The organism is Gammaproteobacteria bacterium, assembly GCA_034522055.1.
Taxonomy (GTDB): Bacteria; Pseudomonadota; Gammaproteobacteria; order JAABTG01; family JAABTG01; genus JAABTG01.
On record JAXHLS010000002.1, the window covers coordinates 1450087 to 1469571 of the forward strand.

Consider the following 19485-nt stretch of genomic DNA (forward strand, 5'->3'; position numbering starts at 1 on the left):
GGACCACGAGATACGCGAAAGGCGCGAAATGTAAATTATAAACGGGCAGTCCGGGTGATACGAGCACCCTCAAGCTCTACGCTCGCTTGGTGGCCGCCGGCGGCTGCCTCGAGGCGCAGGCCTGCGGAGGCCGAGAACGAAATACGGCAGTAAATCGAGGAAGTCGTCCGGGAGGCGATGCGCACTCTCATTGGTAAAAAGGACCCACCTGACCCACTTCCAGCGCCTAAATGCTCCCAGAAAGGCCGCCGAGGAAACTGCGCTGACACAGCTGATGATGAAGTTTCCGCGAGAGGCGTCACCCAGAGCCTGCAGGCAACGACCCTGAGCCCAAGCGAAAGCCCTTCGACCCATGCTACAAGGAGATGCTGAACTAGCAGGTGTAGGAGGGCCGGAAGCCACGGCGCAGATGACAACTTCGAAAATGCCTCCACTACGAATGATTGGAAGGGAGGACTATCCACCTAGATCCTTTCAAAAGATGCTTCTTTTTTTCCCGGTCTTTTTTCCAACGACGAGTGCATGAGCCGGCTCTTCTTTCTTTGGATCTCTAACGATCTTTAACTCGCATTCGCGCGCCAGTCCCGCCTTAAAGCCGACCAACCCAAAACCGGCATGGCCCATTAGGATATCTATAGGCTCGCGTCCAGCTTCAATCAGTTTGTCCTCGGCTGCGACCGACAGTTCTTGGTCATCAAAATTTGCCGACGATGGCCCGACGCCCTCAGTAGAGTCATCTGATACTACTTGGTAGGGAGGAATTCTTCTGTATAGCTCACAACCATCTTCGATCGAGGTATCATCATCGCAATCATCCATGGCGTTCGCCCCGGAAACATTCTTAATGCTGCCGAGAGATAATCATCTTCTACTAATACACTCAATGAAGTGGGAGAGTGGTGAGAGATCATAAGATAATTCTCCTTCCCACTCGGGGCCCTGCGACGCCTCATCTTCAAAGAATACTTCTAACCTATCAATTGCAAGCACCTTTACTTCTAGGTCGATTCCGTTTAAATGCCACTCAACCTGCAGGTTGCCCTCACTTGTAGGTATTACAGTAGGAATTGGTGTTTGCGGTTTTGAAATTTCCGAGAGTAGCCGAAGGGTATGAATGGCACACTCAACATATACCGGTTTCGCACCATAGGAATCCCAGTTTTCGGGTAGGTTAATCAACTCATTAAGTCGCTCTGTTATCTCCTGCAACCAACCCGGTTGACTTGCCACGGAAAGGGTCGCTTGGTTGTCAAGCGATGTCGTATCTCTAGCACGAATCAACTCATAAGCATAACGTCCCGTTAGTAAGGAGGAAAAGTCACTGCCGCCCGTAGGATCTAACGCTAGCTTATTTGCTGGCATCCTTTCGTCCCCATGCGTTGTGCATCTTCTCGGTTGTGATTGCAGCGAAGCCGTTTACGATGCGCTTTCGGCCAAGATCAAGAAATGTAGTTACTCCGTCTACACCTTTTCCTATCGGACGACCACGAGCCGTAAGTTTCAATAGGAAAAGTGGGCTGTTATCGACAGCGCGAAATGCCGGCTCCAATGAGATGTGTAACCGGCCCGCAAATTCTCCGTTGGCATCTTTGATTAAATGACGAGATTGAACCCTAATATCTTCTGCCTCGTCAATGTTCGGCTCTTCGTCTAGCCCATTCCAGTATTTGAATACATTTCCAATCTGGTCAAACCGCTCCCATTCGACACCAGAAACAATATGATTTACGTAGGTAACTTCACATTGGTTTGGTTCTAGTTCTCCGAGCCCCTCCTTTTTTATGAACGCTCGAAAAATCTCTAACTCGTCTTTGAATGTCTTTCGAACGTTGGGATAGCACGGATATTCCTCGTTGTCAGAGGCCTTTTTCCAATTATGAATGAATCGGTCTTGTTGAACTTGGATTAGTTCCGTTCCAAGCTCATTGACAAACCAAACGCGTGGTACTGGAGGCGTTCCGACCATCTCCAGTTTGATCGAGGCTTTCGATGAACCGCGAGCCCCAAGAGTTTCGATCACTGGATTAAGGGGAGAATGCTCCTCTACGCTCGGGAACCGATTTCTGAGCTCCATCCACATAAGCCCAAAGTGCGGCGTATGCAGAGAGCGTAGAGGCTTAAACTGAACCGACAGCGCAACTTCAACCAGCGGCGGGCGCTCAAAATCCGGCAACCTATCCTCTTCGCCGCCCATCTCTCTCATTTCCTGACTGCCTTACATTCCGCTCCGACTAGCACTATACGTACCCCGCTTACACGGTCACTAGCTTCGGTACCCTTCGTTGCCTTCGACCCGCCTTTTGGACGGGTTTCAGTTTCAAGAAGCCTTCTCGGACCATTCTTTCGATTCCATTCTCCACGAAATGCTTCGCCACCTCCGAAGGGGTAACTCCATGGATCCCAATCTGGGCCAAATCCTCGAGATAGGAGGCATTCTGCGCCGAGAGAGTGATAAAGACTCTCTCGCTGTCCATCTTGTTCGGCTTCCTCGACATGATACTGAGAAATCCTAGCAAAATCTGTGTCAATAATAGGGGACAGACCCCGGTTTTTTTACTATCAATTATTCAATAAAGGCAGGATGACGAGCGACCATGCCACGGCGACCCAGAGTGGTGCTGCCCGGTGTCCCGATGCATTTGATTCAGCGGGGAAACAACCGGCAAGCGTGCTTTTACGCCGACGATGACTACCGGTTCTATCTGGACTAGCTGCAAACGTATGCGCGGGAGACTTGTTGTGCAATATATGCCTATGTGCTCATGACCAACCATGTTCACCTCCTGGTCTCGTCACTAACGTCCGGGGGAGTGGGGGAGATAATGAAACGGTTGGGGCAGCGGTATGTCCAGTACGTCAACCGGACCTACCGACGCGCATTAACGGAGTCAGACACGATATTGTGTTAGCCATCTAGCACGGAGTCTTCAGGTGAGAGCCACCACCCATGGCCCGTCTTGCCGGCTACGTCATTCCCGGTCAGCCGCAGCACATTATTCAGCAGGGGAACAACCGCCAGGTGATTTTCGCCGCGGATGCGGACTACCGGTTTTTCAGGCACGCGCTGGTGGAGGCGGCCGCCAGGCACGGTCTGGCCATTCATTCCTATGTTTGGATGACCATTCACGTCCACGTGCTGGCGAGGCGGAGTTCACTCACGGCATCAGGAGTGAGGGGCTGGCCACCCCCATCCCCGCCCGACGCAGGTGATGCCGCTGCGCACCACGACGGTGTCGACTATCCCTGCCCGCAGTGTCGGACCGGGCGGCTGTACATAATCGCGCAGATTGCGCCCGGTCGTGCATCCTGGAGGCCGCCCGATACGCGACACTGAGGCCGTAGAACAGGATAAAGACCCGCTGTCTTGACCGAGGGGGGGACGGCCCCGCTGCGGGGCCGCGGTTGCGCTCGTCCGGCCATTGGATTTTGCGCAGAAATGGCGAGAGAACGACCACCCATCGCACGTCGCAGGGACCGAAGACATGGACGAAGAGGCCTCGCCGGCCACGACCACCGCCCCGATCAGCGCCACCCCCGGCGCACCGCGCCCACCCTGCGCAATACATTTCCCTATAGATCAGACCGCGCCGGTCTGATGGGCGGCTTAGTCCAACAGACATTTATTCGCCATGCTGCGCGCGGCGGATAAATGCTTATTAGCTATGCCTTAAATCCAGAGACTTAAAGCGTATTGACACTGTACATACTTATTTGTAGACTGTTCGCGCGGATGAGCGTTACGAACTGAAGGGAATCACCTTTGTTTGGGATTCAAACAAGGCGCAAACCAACCTAGCGAAACACGGCGTTACTTTTGCACAAGCTGCTCAGGCCTTCTTTGATCCGTTTCTCCGCGTCACCGATGCAGATACCGACCAAGAAGCTCGAGACGCGGTGATCGGTATGGATGAACGTTGGAACCTACTTTTTGTTGTCCATATCGTGCTTGAAGAGGATGCGATCCGACTCATCTCTGCACGTAAGGCAACGCCAAGCGAGAGAAAGCTCTATGAGTCTTGAACAGCTAAAAAAACGTCTTGCTCGAAACCGCCCGATGTCATCGGTAACGATTCGTATGCCCGAAGATGTGGTCGAGGATCTAAAGAGAATTGCCCCTGTTCTCGGGTTTTCAGGTTACCAACCACTGATTCGTGCTTACGTAGGCCAGGGACTCAGGCAGGATCTTGATCGTCTGGAAAATGATACTGATACGGTTAAGGCTCTGATATCCGGTCTTAAAAAACGTGGCGTCAAGGAGTCAGTGATTGAAGAAGCGTTAGCCGAAGCAGTTCATAAAGAAACGGCATAACAATCGGCTCCATGGGGCCTACGGCCCATGAGCCGCGGCGTTAGCGGCAACAACAGAACAAGTAAGGAGGTGATGACGATGAAAAACGAATATACCGCTGTTGTGAAACAGGAAGATGATTGGTGGGTGGGATGGATTGAGGAAGTTCCTGGAGTGAATTGCCAGGAAAAAACTTGCGAGGAATTGAAGGAAACTTTGGAAGTCACGCTAAGAGAGGCTTTGGAGTTTAATCGCCAAGATGCGTTGACTGCTGCTGGTGGCGATTACAAGGAAGAAAAAATCGCAATATGAAGAGAAATGAACTTCTCAAGTACTTGCGTAACCAAGGATGCGAACTTTTACGAGAAGGCGGGAAACATTCATGGTGGCATAATCCCGCGCAGAATAAACGCTCAGCGATCCCTCGACATCCAGAGATCAAAGATATCCTGGCGAAGAAGATATGCAAAGACCTTGGTATAGAGCCGGTAAAGTAGCCGCTAACGAGGCGCTCGAGCGGACGCGCTGACGCGCGCCACTCAGCTTTGACGTTATGTTTCCGTTAACACAGAGCGTAGGCCAAGATGATCGACGAAGGGAATGAAGTCTCGATCAAGAAAGAGCAATGGCATTTTTTTCTCGATGCAGAACGTCGCGATTATGACATCGGCGGTCTTGTGACATCGGCGGTCTTGCGTATCGTGAATCCCTTCTTGCGCAATGCACGGTAATTATCGGCGCACTTTTCAGCCATTCCTTTACCGAACATCCCGTACTGGTCCAGGGTCAAAAGGGTTTGCCTTGTTTTGCGAAAACCACGGTCGTTACGGTTACGAATGCCTTGAAGGATTTCCAGAAAGATCAAGTCACCCATTGCGACAACGCCTTCGACGATACCCAAATCGAGCGCGTCTGTGTACCTACTTTGAATACCATTGAGATAATCGATCCAGACACTGGTATCGACCAGTATCATTTACCATCCCTCATCTCGTCGAGGTCGCCTTCCCATTTGATTTTGCCGCGCAGTTTGCGGACTTCCTGCTGTTGGCTTCGACGCACCAGCAGTTTAAGCCCTTGTTCTACAGCTTCTTTTTTTGTTGCATACCCTGATGCCTCAAGGGCGTCGGCCATTAGTTTATCGTCTATTACAATGTTGGTTCTCATGGTGCACCTATGTGTATATATTTAGGTCTTATACACACTTTAGCGCGAGCAAGGAAACATAACAATCGGCTGCACAGCGACCGATTTTCCGCCGCTTCGCGGCTCCAAACCGGCGCGTGAGCCGGGCGTTCGGCGAGAGAGAACGCACTAACGGGGTCAGACACGATATTGTGTTAGCTATCTAGCACGACGTCTTCAGGTGAGAGCCACCCATGGCCCGTCTTGCCCGCTACGTCATTCCCGGTCAGCCGCAGCACATTATTCAGCAGGGGAACAACCGCCAGGTGATTTTCGCCGCGGATGCGAACTACCGGTTTTCAGGCACGCGCTGGTGAAGGCGGCCGCCAGGCACGGTCTGGTCATTCATGCCTATGTTTGGATGACCGATCACGTCTAGGTGCTGGCGATGGCGGAGTTCAGTCACGGCATCAGGAGTGAGGGGCTGGCCACCCCCGGTGCACCGCGCCCACCCTGCGCAATACATTTCCCTATAGATCAGACCGCGCCGGTCTGATGGGCGGCTTAGTCCAACAGACATTTATCAGCCATGCTGCGCACGGCGGATAAATGCTTATTAGTTGGTGACCGTCGGAGCCCGGTTCCAACACGTGCCGGCCTCCATTGGCGCGTTCCGCTGTCCGGAGGGCTGACATTTCTGCCTCGTGAGGCAGAATAGGGCATCCTACGACCCGGGTACCGCGGCCGCTTGCCGGCCCCTGGCCGAGAAAAAACCCCGGGCCGCGACAACAACAAGGACTCCCTTCACCCATGGCTGAGCAGCTCAACCTCGGCGACATCTTCGACATCCCGGAGCGGGTCTACCAGGGGGACCTGGTGTTGAAGCTCACCGACGGGGTGGCGCACCCCGAGGCCACCCTCGCCCAGTACGTGGTCACGGACCAGCTGGCGGAATCCTTTCGCCTCGCCCTCGACCTCATCCAGTCCGCCCTCGAGACCAACCGCAGCAAGGCGGCCTTCCTCCATGGCAGCTTCGGCAGCGGCAAGAGCCACTTCATGGCGGTGCTGAGCCTGCTGCTCTCCGGCAACACCGCGGCCCGCCGCATCCCCCGCCTGGCCCCGGTGGTGAACCACCATGCCTCCTGGCTGCAGGAGCGCCGGGTGCTGGTGCTGCCCTACCACATGATCGGCGTCACCAGCATGGAGTCCGCCATCCTCGGCGGCTACGCCGAGTGGGCCCGCCGGCATCACCCGGACAAGCCGGCCCCCGCCTTAAGACCGCAACCTGCCGGTGATCGCCAACGAGCGCCTGCTTAAGCCCAAGGACGAGGCCGCTGCCCGGGCCCTGGCCCAGGCCTTCGAGCAGGCGAGCCAGGTACGCCAGGGGGTGCTGGACACCCTGCTCACCCGCGACGGGGACAAGGAGATGTTCCGCCTGGTCTACCCCTTCAGCCCGGCCCTGGTGCAGACCCTGGTGGTCGTATCCTCCCTGCTCCAGCGCGAGCGCACCGCCCTGAAGCTGATGCAGCAGCTGCTGGTGGACCGGCGTGAGGGCTTCCAACTCGGGCAGATCATCCCCGTGGGCGACCTGTTCGACGTGGTGTCCGAGGGGGACGAGCCCTTCTCCCAGGTGATCCGGGCCCAATTCGAGACCGCCAAGCGCCTGTACCGCGAGAAGCTCCGCCCCCACCTGGAGATGCAGCACGGCGTGACCGAGTATGACGTTGCCCGCGGCGCCGCGCCGGAAGAAAAGCCCGCGCCTTCACCAACGACGCCCGCCTCGCCAAGACCCTGGTGCTGGCGGCCCTGGCCCCCGAGGTGGAGGCCCTCAAGGGCCTCACCCCCCAACGGCTGGCGGCCCTGAACCACGGCAGCGTGCGTTCCCCCGTACCGGGGGCCGAAGGCACCACGGTGCTCAGCCGCCTGCGCAACTGGGCCTCCCAGATGGGCGAGATCAAGTTCTCCGATGAAGGTCCCAGCCCGGTGGTGAGCCTGCAGCTCACCGGGGTGGATACGGAGAGCATCGTCCAGAACGCCAAGGAACTGGACAACACCGGCAACCGCATCCGATTGGTGCGGGACACCCTGTTCGGCGACCTCGGACTGGTGGACGACCAGGTGGCCATGCTCCAGGAGGACGATTACCACTTCACGTGGCGGGGTAGCCGGCGCAGCTGCCGGGTGCTTTTCCGCAACGTGCGCGATATGCGCCTGGAGGACCTGGAATCCGGGGACGAGTGGCGCCTGGTCATCGACTACCCCTTCGACGACGGAGACCACAGCCCGGCAGACGACCGGGCGGTGGTGAACGACTACCGCTCGTCCCGCGACTCGACCTTCACCCTGGTGTGGCTGCCCTCCTTCCTCAACGACCGGGCGCAGCAGAACCTCGGGCGCCTGGTGATCCTGGAGCGCCTGCTCACTGGCGACAACCTCGAGCGTTACGGCGGCAACCTGTCGCCCCAGGACCGACAGCAGGCGCGCCTGCTCCTGGACAACCAGCGCAACCAACTGCGCCAGCAGCTGAAGGACCAGCTCATGAGCGCCTACGGCCTCAGCACCAGCCGCCGGGACGACCTGGACCAGGCCCATGCCCTGGACCAGCACTTCGAATCCCTGGCCACGGGCTTCGCCCCCCGCCCGCCGGTGGGGGGAAACTTCCGGGCATGTGCCGTCGGCCTGCTGGACCAGGCCCTGCGCTTCCAGTACCCGCAGCACCCGGATTTCGGTGCCGACGAGGTACGGCCCGCCGCCCTCAAGCGGGTGCTCCAGAACGTGCTCGCGGCGGCCGCCGATCCCGACCGGCGGGCGGCCATCGACAGGACCCAGCGGGACGAGATGAGGCGCATCGCCGTGCCCCTCGCCCTGGGCGAGATGGGCGAGACCCACTTCGTCCTCGACGACCACTGGCGGGAGCACTTCCAGCGCCTGCTGCGCGAGGCGGGAAACCCCGGCCCCCTCACCGTGGGCCAGTTGCGGGCCTGGAGCGACGAGCCCGAGCCGCGGGGCCTCGTCCGGGAGGTGCAGGATCTGGTGATCCTCACCTTCGCGGTCCAGACCAACCGCGTGTTTTACCGCCACGGTGGACCGGAGGAGCCGACCCTCGGCCACCTGGACGACGTTCTCGAATTGCAGGAGGCGGATCTGCCCGAGGCGGAGGCCTGGGAGGAGGCCCGTGACCGCCTGGCCACCCTGTTCGGTCGCAGCGATACGCCGGCGGTGCGCAACGCCCCCAATGCCGCCCGGCTCCAGCGGGCCCTGGACGACATTATCAAGGCCTATCACGCCCCCACGGAGCGCTACGCCCGGGTGCTGGAGGAGCGGCTGGACTCCAGGGGCATCAAAGACTCCGCCCGCCTCGAGACCGCCCGTGCCGCCCAGGCCCTCATGAATGTCATGGCCAGCGCCGAGGGCAACGCCCGGGTGACTGCCCTCAACGAAGCGCGCCTGACCACCAGCGCGAGCGCCATGGCCAAGGCCATGCACGACGGCGAAGCACTGGCGCGGGCGCTGGAAGATGTCGACTGGCAGCTCTTCGAGACGGCTCGTAGCCTGCGCGAGCCCTACGGCCAGCAGGCCTTGGCGTTACACGAGGGGATCAACGAGGCCCTCGGCAACGACGAGCACGTGGTCGCGCTGCGCCAGCGCCTGCGTGACGCCCAGACCCAGGCCCATCAACTCATTCGCGACGCGTTGCAGCCGGAGCCGGGAGCCCCACCCGGACCGGGCTCCGTTACGCCCCCGGATAATGGGGAACGCGTCGAAAACATCCAGAAGACCGCTCTGTCTCCGGCCCAGCTGAAGGCGGAGGTGGAAGCCGTCCTGACGCGCACTCAGGACGACGTCGTCACCATCGACCTCACCCTCGTGATCCGCACCGGCAACACCCGTCCATGAGCGCCCTCTCTCCGGCAGAGATCATTCATATGGTGAACCGGGTGGGGCGGCGCGGCCCGCGGCCGCGGGTCGTCGCCCTGCGCTGCGATTCGCCGAGGACGGGACCGGAGGAGTTGTCCACTTCCCTCGGGCCCGCCCGGGTCCGGGTGTGCCCCAGCAACCTTGCCCTGCGGGAAGCGCTATCCGACGCCGAGGGCCATTACCTGGGCACCTCGGAGGAAACCGGCTGCACGGTGGTGCTGACCCCCCTGCACAATGGCAGCGTCCCCATGGACATCCGGGCCCGCCTCGCCCGCTACACGGTGCACGAGCTGGATGCCTGGCAGAGCGTCATGAACATCATGGGGGCGCGGGAGCTGGATCCGCGCATCCGCGGCGAGCGCTGGATGGCCGACGCCCTGCTCCAGGCCCTGCCGCCCGACGGCGGCACGCCCCTGGTGACCGGTTACCTGGATGCCGACACCGCCTGGAACCGGGTGTTGCAGGGCCTGCTGGGCCTGGCCGGACCACGTCCCGATGCCCGGGACCTGGTGCGCTGGTCGACCCGGTCCGGCGCCCTCAAGGCGTGGGCCGAGTTGCCCGAGGCCATCCAGGCCGGCATCTCCAGGCACCTCAAGAGCGGCCTCGGATCCCTGGGTGACGGACTCCTCGGCGCCCTGGGCGCAGGGTGGGGCGAGCACCTGCTGGCCATCGGCCTCGCATGCGAGGTGGTTTTCCCCGAGGGCCGCCAACGCCGCGCCCTGCACCATCAGGCCGCGGCGCGCCTTGAGCCGTTGCTGGGCGCGCTTCCCCTCGGCCCCAAGGCAGGACAAACGTGGGCCGAGGCGGCCCGGGGGGTGGTTTCCGGGCTGGAGCAGGACGAGCGGCAACGGGCCACCTATGCCGCCGAGCAATTGCTGCGCGAGCTGCATGCCGAGGAGCTGGCGGCAGACAGCCTGGTCCTGCCCGCGGGTTGCGGTGCGCACCGCCATCTCCACCCCTCAGCAGCGAGTGGTGGGCATGGTCATCAACGCCATCGACGACCACCTTGCCAAGTCGGACCAGCTCCAGCTCAGCTGGAAGCTCGGCACCGTACGGTACCTGCAGAGCCTGCTGGCCGAGGCCGAATCCGCCCGCCGCCTGGTCATCCTGACGGCCGACCATGGCCATGTCCTGGAGAACAGTACGACAGTCCTTCCCGGCGGTGAAGGGGAACGCTGGCGCTATGGTGACGGCGAAGAGACCCCGGCCGCAGATGAACGACTCTTTCATGGGCCCCGGGAGCGGGCACTGCATGGCCGGCGCGCGGTCGTCCTACCCGCGGTGGAGCGGGCCCGCTATGCCACCGCCGGCCATAGACGCCACGGCTACCACGGTGGCGCGACACCCCAGGAGGTGCTGGCCCCCTTCCAGGTCTGGCTGCCCCTGGGAGAAGATGCGCCGGAGGGCTGGCATATCACTCCCCAGCACCGCCCCCATTGGTGGGAGCCGCGACAGGAGGCGCCCGCGCCCCCACCGAAGCGAGTTAGCCGCAAGCAGGCGGCCGACAAGCAGCGCTCGCTGTTCCAGGTAGACGCATCACCCGGGGTGAATGATGGCGCGAGCTGGATCGATGGACTGTTGGCCAGCCCCAACCTGGCGCGCCAGCGCCAGCGGCTCGGCCGCCGGGACCCGGGGCTCGAGCGGCTGCGGGTGTTGCTGGAAACCCTCGACGCCCAGCAAGGTGGTCCCGTACCCGACCTGCGCCTGGCCGAGGTCTTCGGCCTGCCGCCTTTCCGTCTCGCCGGCCTCATCGCCAACCTGCAGTCGGTGCTGAATCTCGACGGCTACCCGGTCCTCTCCCATGACCCTGGTGCCGAAGAGGTTCGCCTCGATGTGGCCCTCGCCACGAAACAGTTCGAGGTGAACTAAGGACATGGCAGTGAGTCCCCAACGCCGCCAGGAGATCATCGCCGCGCTGCGTCGCGGCACGGTGCCGGCACGCGCTCTGGATGCATTCGCCGTCGGCCTGGAGTGGCTTACCCCCACCCTCCTCGATGAGCTGGACCAAGTGGCATCCGGCCAGGCCGCATTCAAGGCCGTAAGGGGTGACTATGGATGCGGCAAGACCTTCCTGGCCCGCTGGTTCCAGGATCAGGCCCGCCAGCGGGGCTTCGTCACCGCCGAGGTACAGATCTCCGAAACCGAGACCCCGCTACACCGTCTCGAGACCGTCTACCGTCGCCTGATGGAGCACCTCGCTACCGCGGACCAACCCCAAGGGGCACTGCGCCAGGTCATCGACGGCTGGTTCTTCACCCTGGAAGAGGATGTGCTGGCCAGCAACCCCGAGCTGGACGAGCAAACACTTCTACGGCGGACCGAGGCCCTGATGGAGTCCCGGCTGGCTACCGTGGCCAAGGTGGCACCCGCTTTCACCGCTTCCCTGCGGGCCTATCGCCGCGCACTGCTTGCCGGTGACCGCGCCATGGCTGAGGGGCTGGTGGCCTGGCTGGCCGGGCAACCCAACGTGTCGGCGTCAGTGAAGCGCGGGGCGGGCCTCAAGGGAGACGTGGACCACTTCGGGGCACTGGGACTGCTACAGGGGTTCCTGGCGCTGATACGGGATGCCGGGCACCCGGGCCTGGTGATGGTGCTGGACGAAGTGGAGACCCTGCAGCGCATGCGCAGCGATGCCCGTGACAAGAGCCTGAACGCCCTGCGCCAGCTCATGGACGAGATCGACCGGGGACGTTTTCCAGGCTTGTATCTCTTCATCACCGGCACACCCGCCTTCTTCGAAGGCCCCTACGGGGTTCAACGTCTTGCGCCCCTCGCCCAGCGCCTGCAGGTGGATTTCTCGGCGGACACCCGCTTCGATAACCCCCGGGCGGTGCAAGTGCGCCTGCAACCCTTCGATCTGCCGCGCCTGGAGGCGGTGGGTGCCCGGGTTCGGGGCTTGTTCGCCCTGGGCTCGGAGGCCGAAGCACGCATTCACCAGCATGTAGATGACGCCTACCTGGCGGATCTGGCCACGGCCGTAGCGGGCCGCCTCGGGGGCAAGGCCGGCCTCGCGCCGCGCATCTTTTTGCGCAAGCTGGTGGCCGACGTCCTGGACCGTGTGGAGCAGTACCCGGACTTCGACCCCCGGGAACACTACGCGCCGACGGTTGCCGCCCGGGACCTCACGGACAGCGAACGGCAAGCCCTGACCGACGTGGACGACGTGCGGCTGGATCTGTGAACGACGGATTCCAGCGGCTGCACTCCGCGGTGCAGTACCATGTCGCCAACACCCTGGGCTGGCCGGGGCTCCGCCCCCTGCAAGAGCTGGCGTCCGGACCATTGACCGAAGGGCGTTCGGCGCTGCTTATCGCGCCTACTGCCGGCGGCAAGACCGAGGCGGCGCTCCTGCCCATTCTTTCCCGCATGCTAAGCGAGGACTGGCGCGGACTGTCCGTTCTCTACATCTCCCCCCTGCGCGCCCTGGCCAACAATCTGGAGCCTCGATTGAACCAGTTGGCCGGGATGCTCGGCCGGCGGGTGGCCCTGTGGCATGGAGATATCGGCCAGGGCCAGCGGCGGGCCGTGACACGGGAGCAGACGGATCTGCTGCTGGTCACGCCGGAAGCAGTGGAGGGGATCCTGTGCGGCTCCCGGACGGACCACCGTGCCCTCTTCGAGAACCTGCGGGTGGTCGTCGTAGATGAACTACACGCCTTCGCAGGCGATGACCGCGGCTGGCAGCTCCTGGCCCTACTGGACCGCCTCCAGCACCTGACGACGGGCGCATTGCAACGGGTGGGCCTCAGCGCCACCGTCGGCAATCCTGAAGCGTTACTGCAATGGTTCACGGCGGGCAATGATCCCGGCGTCGTCATCCAACCACCAACGGAAACCTCGAGCCCGCCGGAAATCAAGGTGGACTACGTCGAGAATCTGGAGAATGCCGCCCAGGTCATCGCATCACTACACTCGGGCGAGAAACGCCTGGTGTTCTGCGATAGCCGGGCACGGGTGGAAGAGCTGGCTTACCTGCTCCGGGAACGCCAGATCGAGGCCCACGCTTCCCATAGCAGCCTGAGCGCGGAGGCCCGCCAGCTCGCCGAGCGAGCCTTCGCCGAATCCAGTAATTGCGTCATTGTCGCCACCAGCACCCTGGAGCTGGGTATAGACGTGGGTGACCTGGACCGCGTCATCCAGGTCGATGCACCGAGTACCGTGGCCGCTTTTCTTCAACGCCTAGGGCGTACCGGCCGGCGTGCAGGCACTTCCCGCAACTGCCTGTTCCTCGCCACGGACGCCGATGCCCTCATCCGCACCCTTGCACTTCTTCACCTGTGGCGGCAGGGATGGGTGGAGCCGCTACACCCGCCCCCATTGCCGATCCACGTCTTGGCCCAGCAGATATTCGCCCTCGTTCATCAGGAAAGTAACTTACGAGAAGCGGATCTGAGTGAGTGGCTTCGAGGCTTCCTGGATGCCTCACGGTTGCGGGGAAGCCGTGCCGAAGAGCTGCTTGCTTGGCTGCAGGAGGAGGGTTGGCTGCGCCACCTTGATGGGCGGTTGTGGCTGGGCGACAAGGCGGAGGCCCGTTTTAGGGGCAAGCGTTTCACCGACCTGCTATCGGTATTCAGTGCGCCGGAGTTGTTCACTGTGCTGCACGGCCGCCGGGAGATCGGCCAGGTCCATGGCTCGAGTCTGGCGGGCAAGGACGAGGCCCCGCCCGTTCTGACCCTGGGAGCGCGGAGTTGGCGGGTGACTCGATCCGACCACAACCGGCGGGTGGTATTCGTGGAATCCACAGATGCCACCGGTAAATCCCGCTGGCTTGGCAGCTCGCGGCACCTGCGCAATGAACACTGCACCGCCGCGCGTGAAGTCCTGGCCGGAGAAATTCCATCGCACCTGCTCTCCCGCCGGGCGACGACCCTGTTTGCAGAACTCCGCGACGACTTCGCATGGCTCGAGCCGGATGGCGACGTGCCCCTGGAAGTCTTGCCCAACGGCCGTCTGCGGCTCTGGACGTTCATGGGCGGACTGGCCAACGCCTTGCTCCGACAGGCCATCGCTACGTTGACGGACTGCACCGCCGGCCAGCCACAACAGTTCTATGTAGATTTGGCCTGTCCTGGTAACCCCGAGGAGGTTCGCTCTCGCTTATGGGCGATGGCTGACCCGGCACGCCCCGATATAGGCGAGGATGAACGCCTGCCTCCGCTCAAGTTCAGCGAGACGCTGCCTGCCGCTACGTTATCCGAGGTTCAAGGTGCCCGATACACGGACAGCAGCGCTCTTGAGCGACTGCGACACGCGGGTATCCGCCTGGTGATGAACACGCTATGAACCGCCCTCGCGTCCACAGCGGCGTTTTCTTCGAAGTAGAGGCTGGCGTAACGGTAGTGGGGCCGGACCCACGATGGACCAGCCGCTCTCGCCACCGGCAGTGTGGATCTCTTTGCGTACCATCTGGCCGGAGGCCGACGGGTACCACAGGCTGTCGTACTGCTGGGTAACGATGGTCTGCAGCGCCAGGTCATGCCCTTCGTCTTGGATCTTACAGGGCCCGGGCAGCTTGCAGGTCGTCATGCTCGAAGGCGCTTGCCATACGGTTTATCCGGGCCTGATCCAGTCCGATACGGGCGGCCTCCTGCCGCCAGGTGGAAACAGCCTCGGCCACCTCTTTGGCGATAGCGGCGGCCCGCCCGGCGTCAAGCTCGAAATACCCTGCCACCTCCTGCGCAAGATCAAGGGAGGCCGTCCCGTCCTCCAGATCGATGGCGGTGCTTAGCACGCGGGGCTTGATGTCCACGGGCACGGGATTGAGGTCGTAGGCCGGCGCGAGCCGCCAGCCGTCGGTGCCCTCGTAGAGAAAACCGTGATTGCGCAGGTGATCATCGGTATTGGAAATCAGGATATTGAAGACGATGCGCCGCCACAGCAGGTGCATATCTTTCTTTGGCGATGCGCCGTACTGGCGCAAGGCGTCCACGAACTCCAGGTAACTGTGAGTTTTATTATCGGAAGCGCCGAGCATGCTCATGGCCGACAGGAAGGGGATGCGCACATCCCCGGCACGGTCGAACCGGCGCAGCAACAGCACAGGCTTGCCTGCAATGGCTTCAAGCCGCCATTCCGGCACCGGCAGGGACGCCTTTTCCGCCAGGGCAAGCGCGACGGCTTCCCAGCGCACCGTGTCAATCTCGTCATCCCGCTGCGGAAACTTGGCAATGGCCAGCGCGCCGTCGCTGTCGCGCACGGACGCCTTGGGACGCGCGCCGCCCAGGGACGAGCCCGGCGCGAGGAGCAGGCGCAGATCCTCATCGCTGTCGGAATCGGCGGCGACATGGTCGGCGGCGGAAAGCAACCGCGGCAGCTCGACGAGCGGCGGAATAGGCGTGGCGTCGTCCGCCGCCAGGAACCGGCCACCAGGCTCCAACGCGAACCGCAGCGCTCCCTGCCGGGCCTCGTCATTGACCGTCAGCAGATAATCGATTTCCCGCAGGGTGCGGGGCGTCTGCCCAACCTGGTCCGCGCGCCGCCGCTCGGCACGGCGCATGAGCACGCGGCCCCACCTGTCCGGAGCGGAATCACCGATGGCCCCGAAAAGTGGCTTGCCCGCCGGCGTGTGAAACGGGCCGGGACCAAGCTGGAGGGCAGGCTCCAGCGAGAACCTGGCCGGATGTGCCAGCCAGCCGTCATCATATTCAAAGGTCGCGCTCTCCCGTCCCCGGCGCTCGCGTGCCCAGAGGCGGCCGACAAGCGTTGGCGTTCCATCAAGGTCGAGGTAAACAAGCGCTTCCGTGTCCATCACTCGGTTCCTTTCCGGTCCCGCGTCGGGCGCTTCTTGCCGGAACGGCGAATACGCTTGGGCAAGTCTTCATCTTCGAGCTCCAGCCCGACGGTGTCGTTGCGGATGTCCCCGAGTTCGCCGAGCTTTTCCGCAAGGCCGAGGACAAACAGCACCGTGGCGTAATTCCCGAGCGAGACTCCGGGCGCGCCCTTTTCTACCTTGTTCAGTGTCGTGCGGCTGATCGAGGCCCGCTCGGCCATCACCGCCGTGGGAATGCGCCGCCGCAGCCGGGCGTCACGAATGTCGCCTCCCAGTTTGCGCAGGACTCGCTGAACGGGGAGAGGCAGGGGCTTTGTCGTCCGGCGCTTTTCCATGGCTTGTGTCCATTTTTACAAACGTTACAAATTATAACGTATACAACACTATACATTAGGGCAAGGAAAAACGAAACGCTCCAGCAATACCAAAGTCCACGATAATGAACTTAATCGTGCTTAATATGCATTTTAATGAACGCCACGAAATACTATCTTGGCAGCTACGTCGTCTGCATCAAATCCAGGAGCACCGGAATCGGTACCGATAGCTACCAGCCGGCCTTTCGGCTCTCGGCACCCTTGGGCCCCGACGATAGGGTGGAGATGCAGGCAGCCCGTTACTAGGCCTCGCCCACCGGCTGGAAAGTCAGGGCGCCTGAGGAATCCGGCAGAAGAGGGGGAAAGTGGTGGCCAGGTAAACCCGAAGTAACCGACCAAAGCGCCATATTAGCGGTCATCAGGCCGGACGCAAAACGCCTTGCTGCGCACATAACGCACTGTTATAAATGGCGTTATGAGCGACTTGAAAACGGACAAAAAAGCGGACATTAAAGCGGCCGGAAAGGGGCTTCCCGACCGGGGCGAGCAGGTTTGTCTGATGGAGCCGATGAGGATACCGGACGCATCCCGCCACCGGGAGTACCTGACCGACCTCGTGTTGGAGCTTGCGGCCCGCTCCGCCGGATTTCGCCGGAGCCTGCCCGAGGGCTTCCTGACGGCCCTTGCCGACCTCGTGCGGGCCATGAACTGCTACTACAGCAACCTGATCGAGGGGCACGATACCCACCCGATCGATATCGAACGCGCCCTACAGGACGATTACAGCCAGAACGAGGAAAAGCGGGATCTCCAGATGGAGGCACGCGCGCATATCGAGGTGCAGCGCTGGATCGACGGAGGAGGACTGCGAGGAAAAGCGACGACCGCAGACGGGCTTTGCGAGATTCACCGCCGCTTCGGCGAGCTACTGCCCGGGGACCTTCTGGTTGTCGAAGACCCGGACACAGGCGAGACCCAGGCAATGACGCCTGGCGAGCTGCGCCTGCGCGACGTGAAGGTCGGCCGTCACGTATCTGTCAGCCCCGGCGCTCTCCCGCGCTTTCTGGAGCGCTTCGAGAGCGTTTACAGCGGACTCGGGAAATCGGAGGCCATCCTGGCCGCCGCCGCTGCCCACCACCGCCTGCTCTGGATACACCCGTTCCTGGACGGCAACGGCAGGGTCGCCCGGCTCATGTCCCACGCCACCCTGCTCGACGTACTCGATACCGGCGGTGTGTGGTCGGTCGCCCGCGGCCTCGCACGCAACGTGCGTGCTTACAAGGGCCACCTGATGGGATGCGATTTGCCGCGCCGCAACGATCTGGACGGCCGCGGGCATCTCAGCGAGGAAGGGCTGGCATCGTTCACCGCTTTCTTTCTGGACACCTGCCTTGACCAGGTTATCTTCATGGAAGGACTCGTCCAGCCTGACCGTCTGCGCAATCGCATCCTGCTGTGGGCGGAGGAAGAGAGCCGGGGCGGCCGGCTGCCGGACAAGGCAGGCGCTCTCCTGGAGACGGTCCTTTACCGGGGCGAGGTCCCGCGCGGCGATACCGCCGGCATCGTTGGTACAGGCGACAGGCAGGCCCGCCGTATCGTGTCCGCACTACTGGAGGCGGACGTATTGACCTCCGCGAGCCCCCGGGCCCCCCTGCGCCTGGCGTTCCCGGCGAAACTCGCGTCTCGCTGGCTGCCAGGGCTGTTTCCTGAACAGACCTAGAACGGCCATGACATATGGCCCGTGCTGTCAAGGGCCGCCAGAACTGAGCCGGTTCTGGCCAATCCTTGCCCAACGCATCCAGGGCATGGCGGTAGTGGTCGAACAGCTCGTCGCCGTCCTTCTTGATGAGGCTGGACCAGCTGTACGGCTGCGGCACGATGCTGGCTTGATTGTAAGGCGCCTGGGTACGTTCGTCGGCCATCTTGAGAAACAGCACATAGGTGAGCTGCTCGACGTAGTCGCTGTAGCTCATGACGTCGTCGCGCAGGACGTTGCAGTAGTTCCAGAACTTGTTCGTAATTCCCGCAGGACTCATTTCGGTGCCCCTGGGGTGTCTACGGCGCTGTACGCCTGCTGAGGGTGGTTGGGATGCTCCGGGAACCGCGCCCGGATCAACCCCACCCGCAGCATGGGTGTGATGTAGTGGTTGCGCACGCTATCGGGCTCTCTGTTCAACAATTCCGCCAGTGTTCGGAGGCTGAGGAATCGCCCAGCACACAAACTAACGATGGTGTCCCTCACTAAGGCTTTGTCGGCACGACCTTTTTCCCGCACCGGCGCCGCCATCGCCATAAGTTCCTCGTATTGTTCGGAGTCGGGCTCATAATGTTCGGAGTCGGCGTCCTTATGTTCGGAGCTTGCCTCTTCCGGGTCTGCATCCGGGAATAACTGCCCGGTTTCGAGGTGGCCCGGCAGTCGGTAACGCGTGCCACGGGCCTGGCCACTTCTGCTGAGCCAGCCATGATCCACCAACGATTTCAGATGCGTGCCGATATCCCGGGGATGCTCCCGGCAGTAAGGCTGAACATCGGCATTGCCGATCTCACCGAAGCGATGGGCCAGTAGCAGGATGATCCGATCCAACTCCGGCAACTGCGCATACGCATTCCCGACGAGTTCGCGCAACTCCCGCTCCACGGCCTCCGGAATCAGGCTGGCAAGGGGCAAGGTCAGGCTGGTTATCTCCAGATCCAGCGCCTCTGACACCAGGGGAATCAACCACTGCTGCTCGCGCCAGGCACGTAGAATCTTGGGGAAGCCCGAGCCCGACTTCTCACCTAGGCCGAGCATCTGAAACATCTTCTGCAAGCTCGGATTGCGCGGGTCGCTGACGCCGCCTTCATACAGTCTCTCGACCGGCACGCGCAGCCGGCCGGCATTTCGGAACACGAACGCATCCGGTCGCTTGGTGACGATGATGCCTTGTGCTGCCTCGTGGTCCGCGTGCGCAAGGGTATTGACCAGGGCCTCGCGCAACGCCTGGTGCAAATGGGTCTCCCCTACCCTGACCGACTCGCTGTCCAGCCTGAAGGGCACATTGAGCCCCTCCACAAGGCGCTCATAGGAG

At 61.8% G+C, this 19485-nt stretch carries 20 protein-coding genes and 3 pseudogenes; 14 read left to right on the top strand and 9 right to left on the bottom strand.

Annotated features, from left to right (window positions below):
* Positions 1-474: 474 nt before the first annotated feature.
* The 3 genes from U5S82_06995 to U5S82_07005 are packed head-to-tail and all read right to left on the bottom strand — an operon-like array spanning position 475 to position 2194.
* Positions 475-819: a hypothetical protein gene (locus U5S82_06995; protein MDZ7751398.1), complete on the bottom strand. Its 345-nt coding sequence runs from the start codon at positions 817-819 to the stop codon at positions 475-477.
* 42 nt (positions 820-861) lie between these two features.
* Entirely contained in the window at positions 862-1362 is a 501-nt protein-coding gene (locus U5S82_07000) for a hypothetical protein (protein MDZ7751399.1), read from the bottom strand.
* Complete coding sequence (locus U5S82_07005) at positions 1349-2194, bottom strand: TIGR04255 family protein (protein ID MDZ7751400.1); 846 nt, start codon at positions 2192-2194, stop codon at positions 1349-1351. Before U5S82_07005 ends, U5S82_07000 begins: the two co-directional genes overlap by 14 nt.
* 400 nt (positions 2195-2594) lie before the next feature.
* Here U5S82_07005 and U5S82_07010 point away from each other — a divergent pair.
* The 6 genes and pseudogenes from U5S82_07010 (at position 2595) to U5S82_07035 (ending at position 4785) form a co-directional block, all read left to right on the top strand.
* Positions 2595-2879, top strand: a pseudogene (locus U5S82_07010) (transposase).
* A gap of 68 nt (positions 2880-2947) precedes the next feature.
* Positions 2948-3334 (top strand): hypothetical protein, encoded by a 387-nt coding sequence (locus U5S82_07015; GenBank protein ID MDZ7751401.1) that lies wholly within the window; start codon positions 2948-2950, stop codon positions 3332-3334.
* A 419-nt stretch (positions 3335-3753) separates the two neighbouring features.
* The gene (locus tag U5S82_07020; protein ID MDZ7751402.1) at positions 3754-4020 is read left to right on the top strand and encodes a BrnT family toxin; all 267 of its coding nucleotides are present in this window, start codon (positions 3754-3756) and stop codon (positions 4018-4020) included.
* Positions 4010-4309 (top strand): hypothetical protein, encoded by a 300-nt coding sequence (locus U5S82_07025; protein MDZ7751403.1) that lies wholly within the window; start codon positions 4010-4012, stop codon positions 4307-4309. Before U5S82_07020 ends, U5S82_07025 begins: the two co-directional genes overlap by 11 nt.
* 78 nt (positions 4310-4387) lie before the next feature.
* A complete protein-coding gene (locus tag U5S82_07030) occupies positions 4388-4600 on the top strand; it encodes a type II toxin-antitoxin system HicB family antitoxin (protein ID MDZ7751404.1) in 213 nt (70 codons plus the stop codon).
* The gene (locus U5S82_07035; protein MDZ7751405.1) at positions 4597-4785 is read left to right on the top strand and encodes a type II toxin-antitoxin system HicA family toxin; all 189 of its coding nucleotides are present in this window, start codon (positions 4597-4599) and stop codon (positions 4783-4785) included. The genes U5S82_07030 and U5S82_07035 overlap by 4 nt, the downstream gene beginning before the upstream one ends.
* A 54-nt stretch (positions 4786-4839) precedes the next feature.
* On the opposite strand, the pseudogene U5S82_07040 reads toward U5S82_07035, so the two are convergent.
* Together U5S82_07040 and U5S82_07045 are read right to left on the bottom strand one after the other, a co-directional pair.
* Positions 4840-5264 (bottom strand): annotated as a pseudogene (locus tag U5S82_07040) (PIN domain nuclease).
* Complete coding sequence (locus U5S82_07045; protein MDZ7751406.1) at positions 5261-5455, bottom strand: type II toxin-antitoxin system VapB family antitoxin; 195 nt, start codon at positions 5453-5455, stop codon at positions 5261-5263. The pseudogene U5S82_07040 and the gene U5S82_07045 overlap by 4 nt, the downstream one beginning before the upstream one ends.
* 212 nt (positions 5456-5667) lie before the next feature.
* Here U5S82_07045 and U5S82_07050 point away from each other — a divergent pair, with 212 nt between their 5' ends.
* The 7 genes from U5S82_07050 to U5S82_07080 all read left to right on the top strand — a co-directional run bounded on the left by U5S82_07050 (position 5668) and on the right by U5S82_07080 (position 14614).
* A complete protein-coding gene (locus tag U5S82_07050) occupies positions 5668-5790 on the top strand; it encodes a hypothetical protein (protein ID MDZ7751407.1) in 123 nt (40 codons plus the stop codon).
* A 433-nt stretch (positions 5791-6223) separates the two neighbouring features.
* Positions 6224-6730, top strand: coding sequence for a DUF6079 family protein (locus tag U5S82_07055; GenBank protein MDZ7751408.1), 507 nt, complete (start codon positions 6224-6226; stop codon positions 6728-6730).
* Positions 6705-7277 (top strand): hypothetical protein, encoded by a 573-nt coding sequence (locus U5S82_07060; GenBank protein ID MDZ7751409.1) that lies wholly within the window; start codon positions 6705-6707, stop codon positions 7275-7277. The genes U5S82_07055 and U5S82_07060 overlap by 26 nt, the downstream gene beginning before the upstream one ends.
* Positions 7208-9310 (top strand): hypothetical protein, encoded by a 2103-nt coding sequence (locus U5S82_07065; GenBank protein ID MDZ7751410.1) that lies wholly within the window; start codon positions 7208-7210, stop codon positions 9308-9310. Before U5S82_07060 ends, U5S82_07065 begins: the two co-directional genes overlap by 70 nt.
* 999 nt (positions 9311-10309) lie before the next feature.
* Complete coding sequence (gene pglZ / locus U5S82_07070) at positions 10310-11200, top strand: BREX-2 system phosphatase PglZ (GenBank protein MDZ7751411.1); 891 nt, start codon at positions 10310-10312, stop codon at positions 11198-11200.
* Between the two features lie 4 nt (positions 11201-11204).
* Positions 11205-12512 (top strand): BREX system ATP-binding protein BrxD, encoded by a 1308-nt coding sequence (brxD, locus tag U5S82_07075; GenBank protein ID MDZ7751412.1) that lies wholly within the window; start codon positions 11205-11207, stop codon positions 12510-12512.
* Entirely contained in the window at positions 12509-14614 is a 2106-nt protein-coding gene (locus tag U5S82_07080; GenBank protein ID MDZ7751413.1) for a DEAD/DEAH box helicase, read from the top strand. Before brxD ends, U5S82_07080 begins: the two co-directional genes overlap by 4 nt.
* 211 nt (positions 14615-14825) lie before the next feature.
* Here U5S82_07080 and U5S82_07085 read toward each other — a convergent pair whose 3' ends face one another.
* A complete protein-coding gene (locus U5S82_07085; protein MDZ7751414.1) occupies positions 14826-16079 on the bottom strand; it encodes a type II toxin-antitoxin system HipA family toxin in 1254 nt (417 codons plus the stop codon).
* A complete protein-coding gene (locus U5S82_07090) occupies positions 16079-16435 on the bottom strand; it encodes a hypothetical protein (GenBank protein MDZ7751415.1) in 357 nt (118 codons plus the stop codon). The genes U5S82_07085 and U5S82_07090 overlap by 1 nt, the downstream gene beginning before the upstream one ends.
* A 457-nt stretch (positions 16436-16892) precedes the next feature.
* Here U5S82_07090 and U5S82_07095 point away from each other — a divergent pair, with 457 nt between their 5' ends.
* Positions 16893-18137, top strand: a complete 1245-nt coding sequence (locus U5S82_07095) for a Fic family protein (protein MDZ7751416.1) — start codon at positions 16893-16895, stop codon at positions 18135-18137.
* 76 nt (positions 18138-18213) lie between these two features.
* Here the strand turns inward: U5S82_07095 and U5S82_07100 are convergent.
* Together U5S82_07100 and U5S82_07105 are read right to left on the bottom strand one after the other, a co-directional pair.
* A pseudogene (locus U5S82_07100) lies at positions 18214-18453 on the bottom strand (type I restriction-modification system subunit M N-terminal domain-containing protein).
* Complete coding sequence (locus tag U5S82_07105; protein ID MDZ7751417.1) at positions 18450-19469, bottom strand: ATP-binding protein; 1020 nt, start codon at positions 19467-19469, stop codon at positions 18450-18452. Before U5S82_07105 ends, U5S82_07100 begins: the two are co-directional and overlap by 4 nt.
* Between the last annotated feature and the right edge of the window lie 16 nt (positions 19470-19485).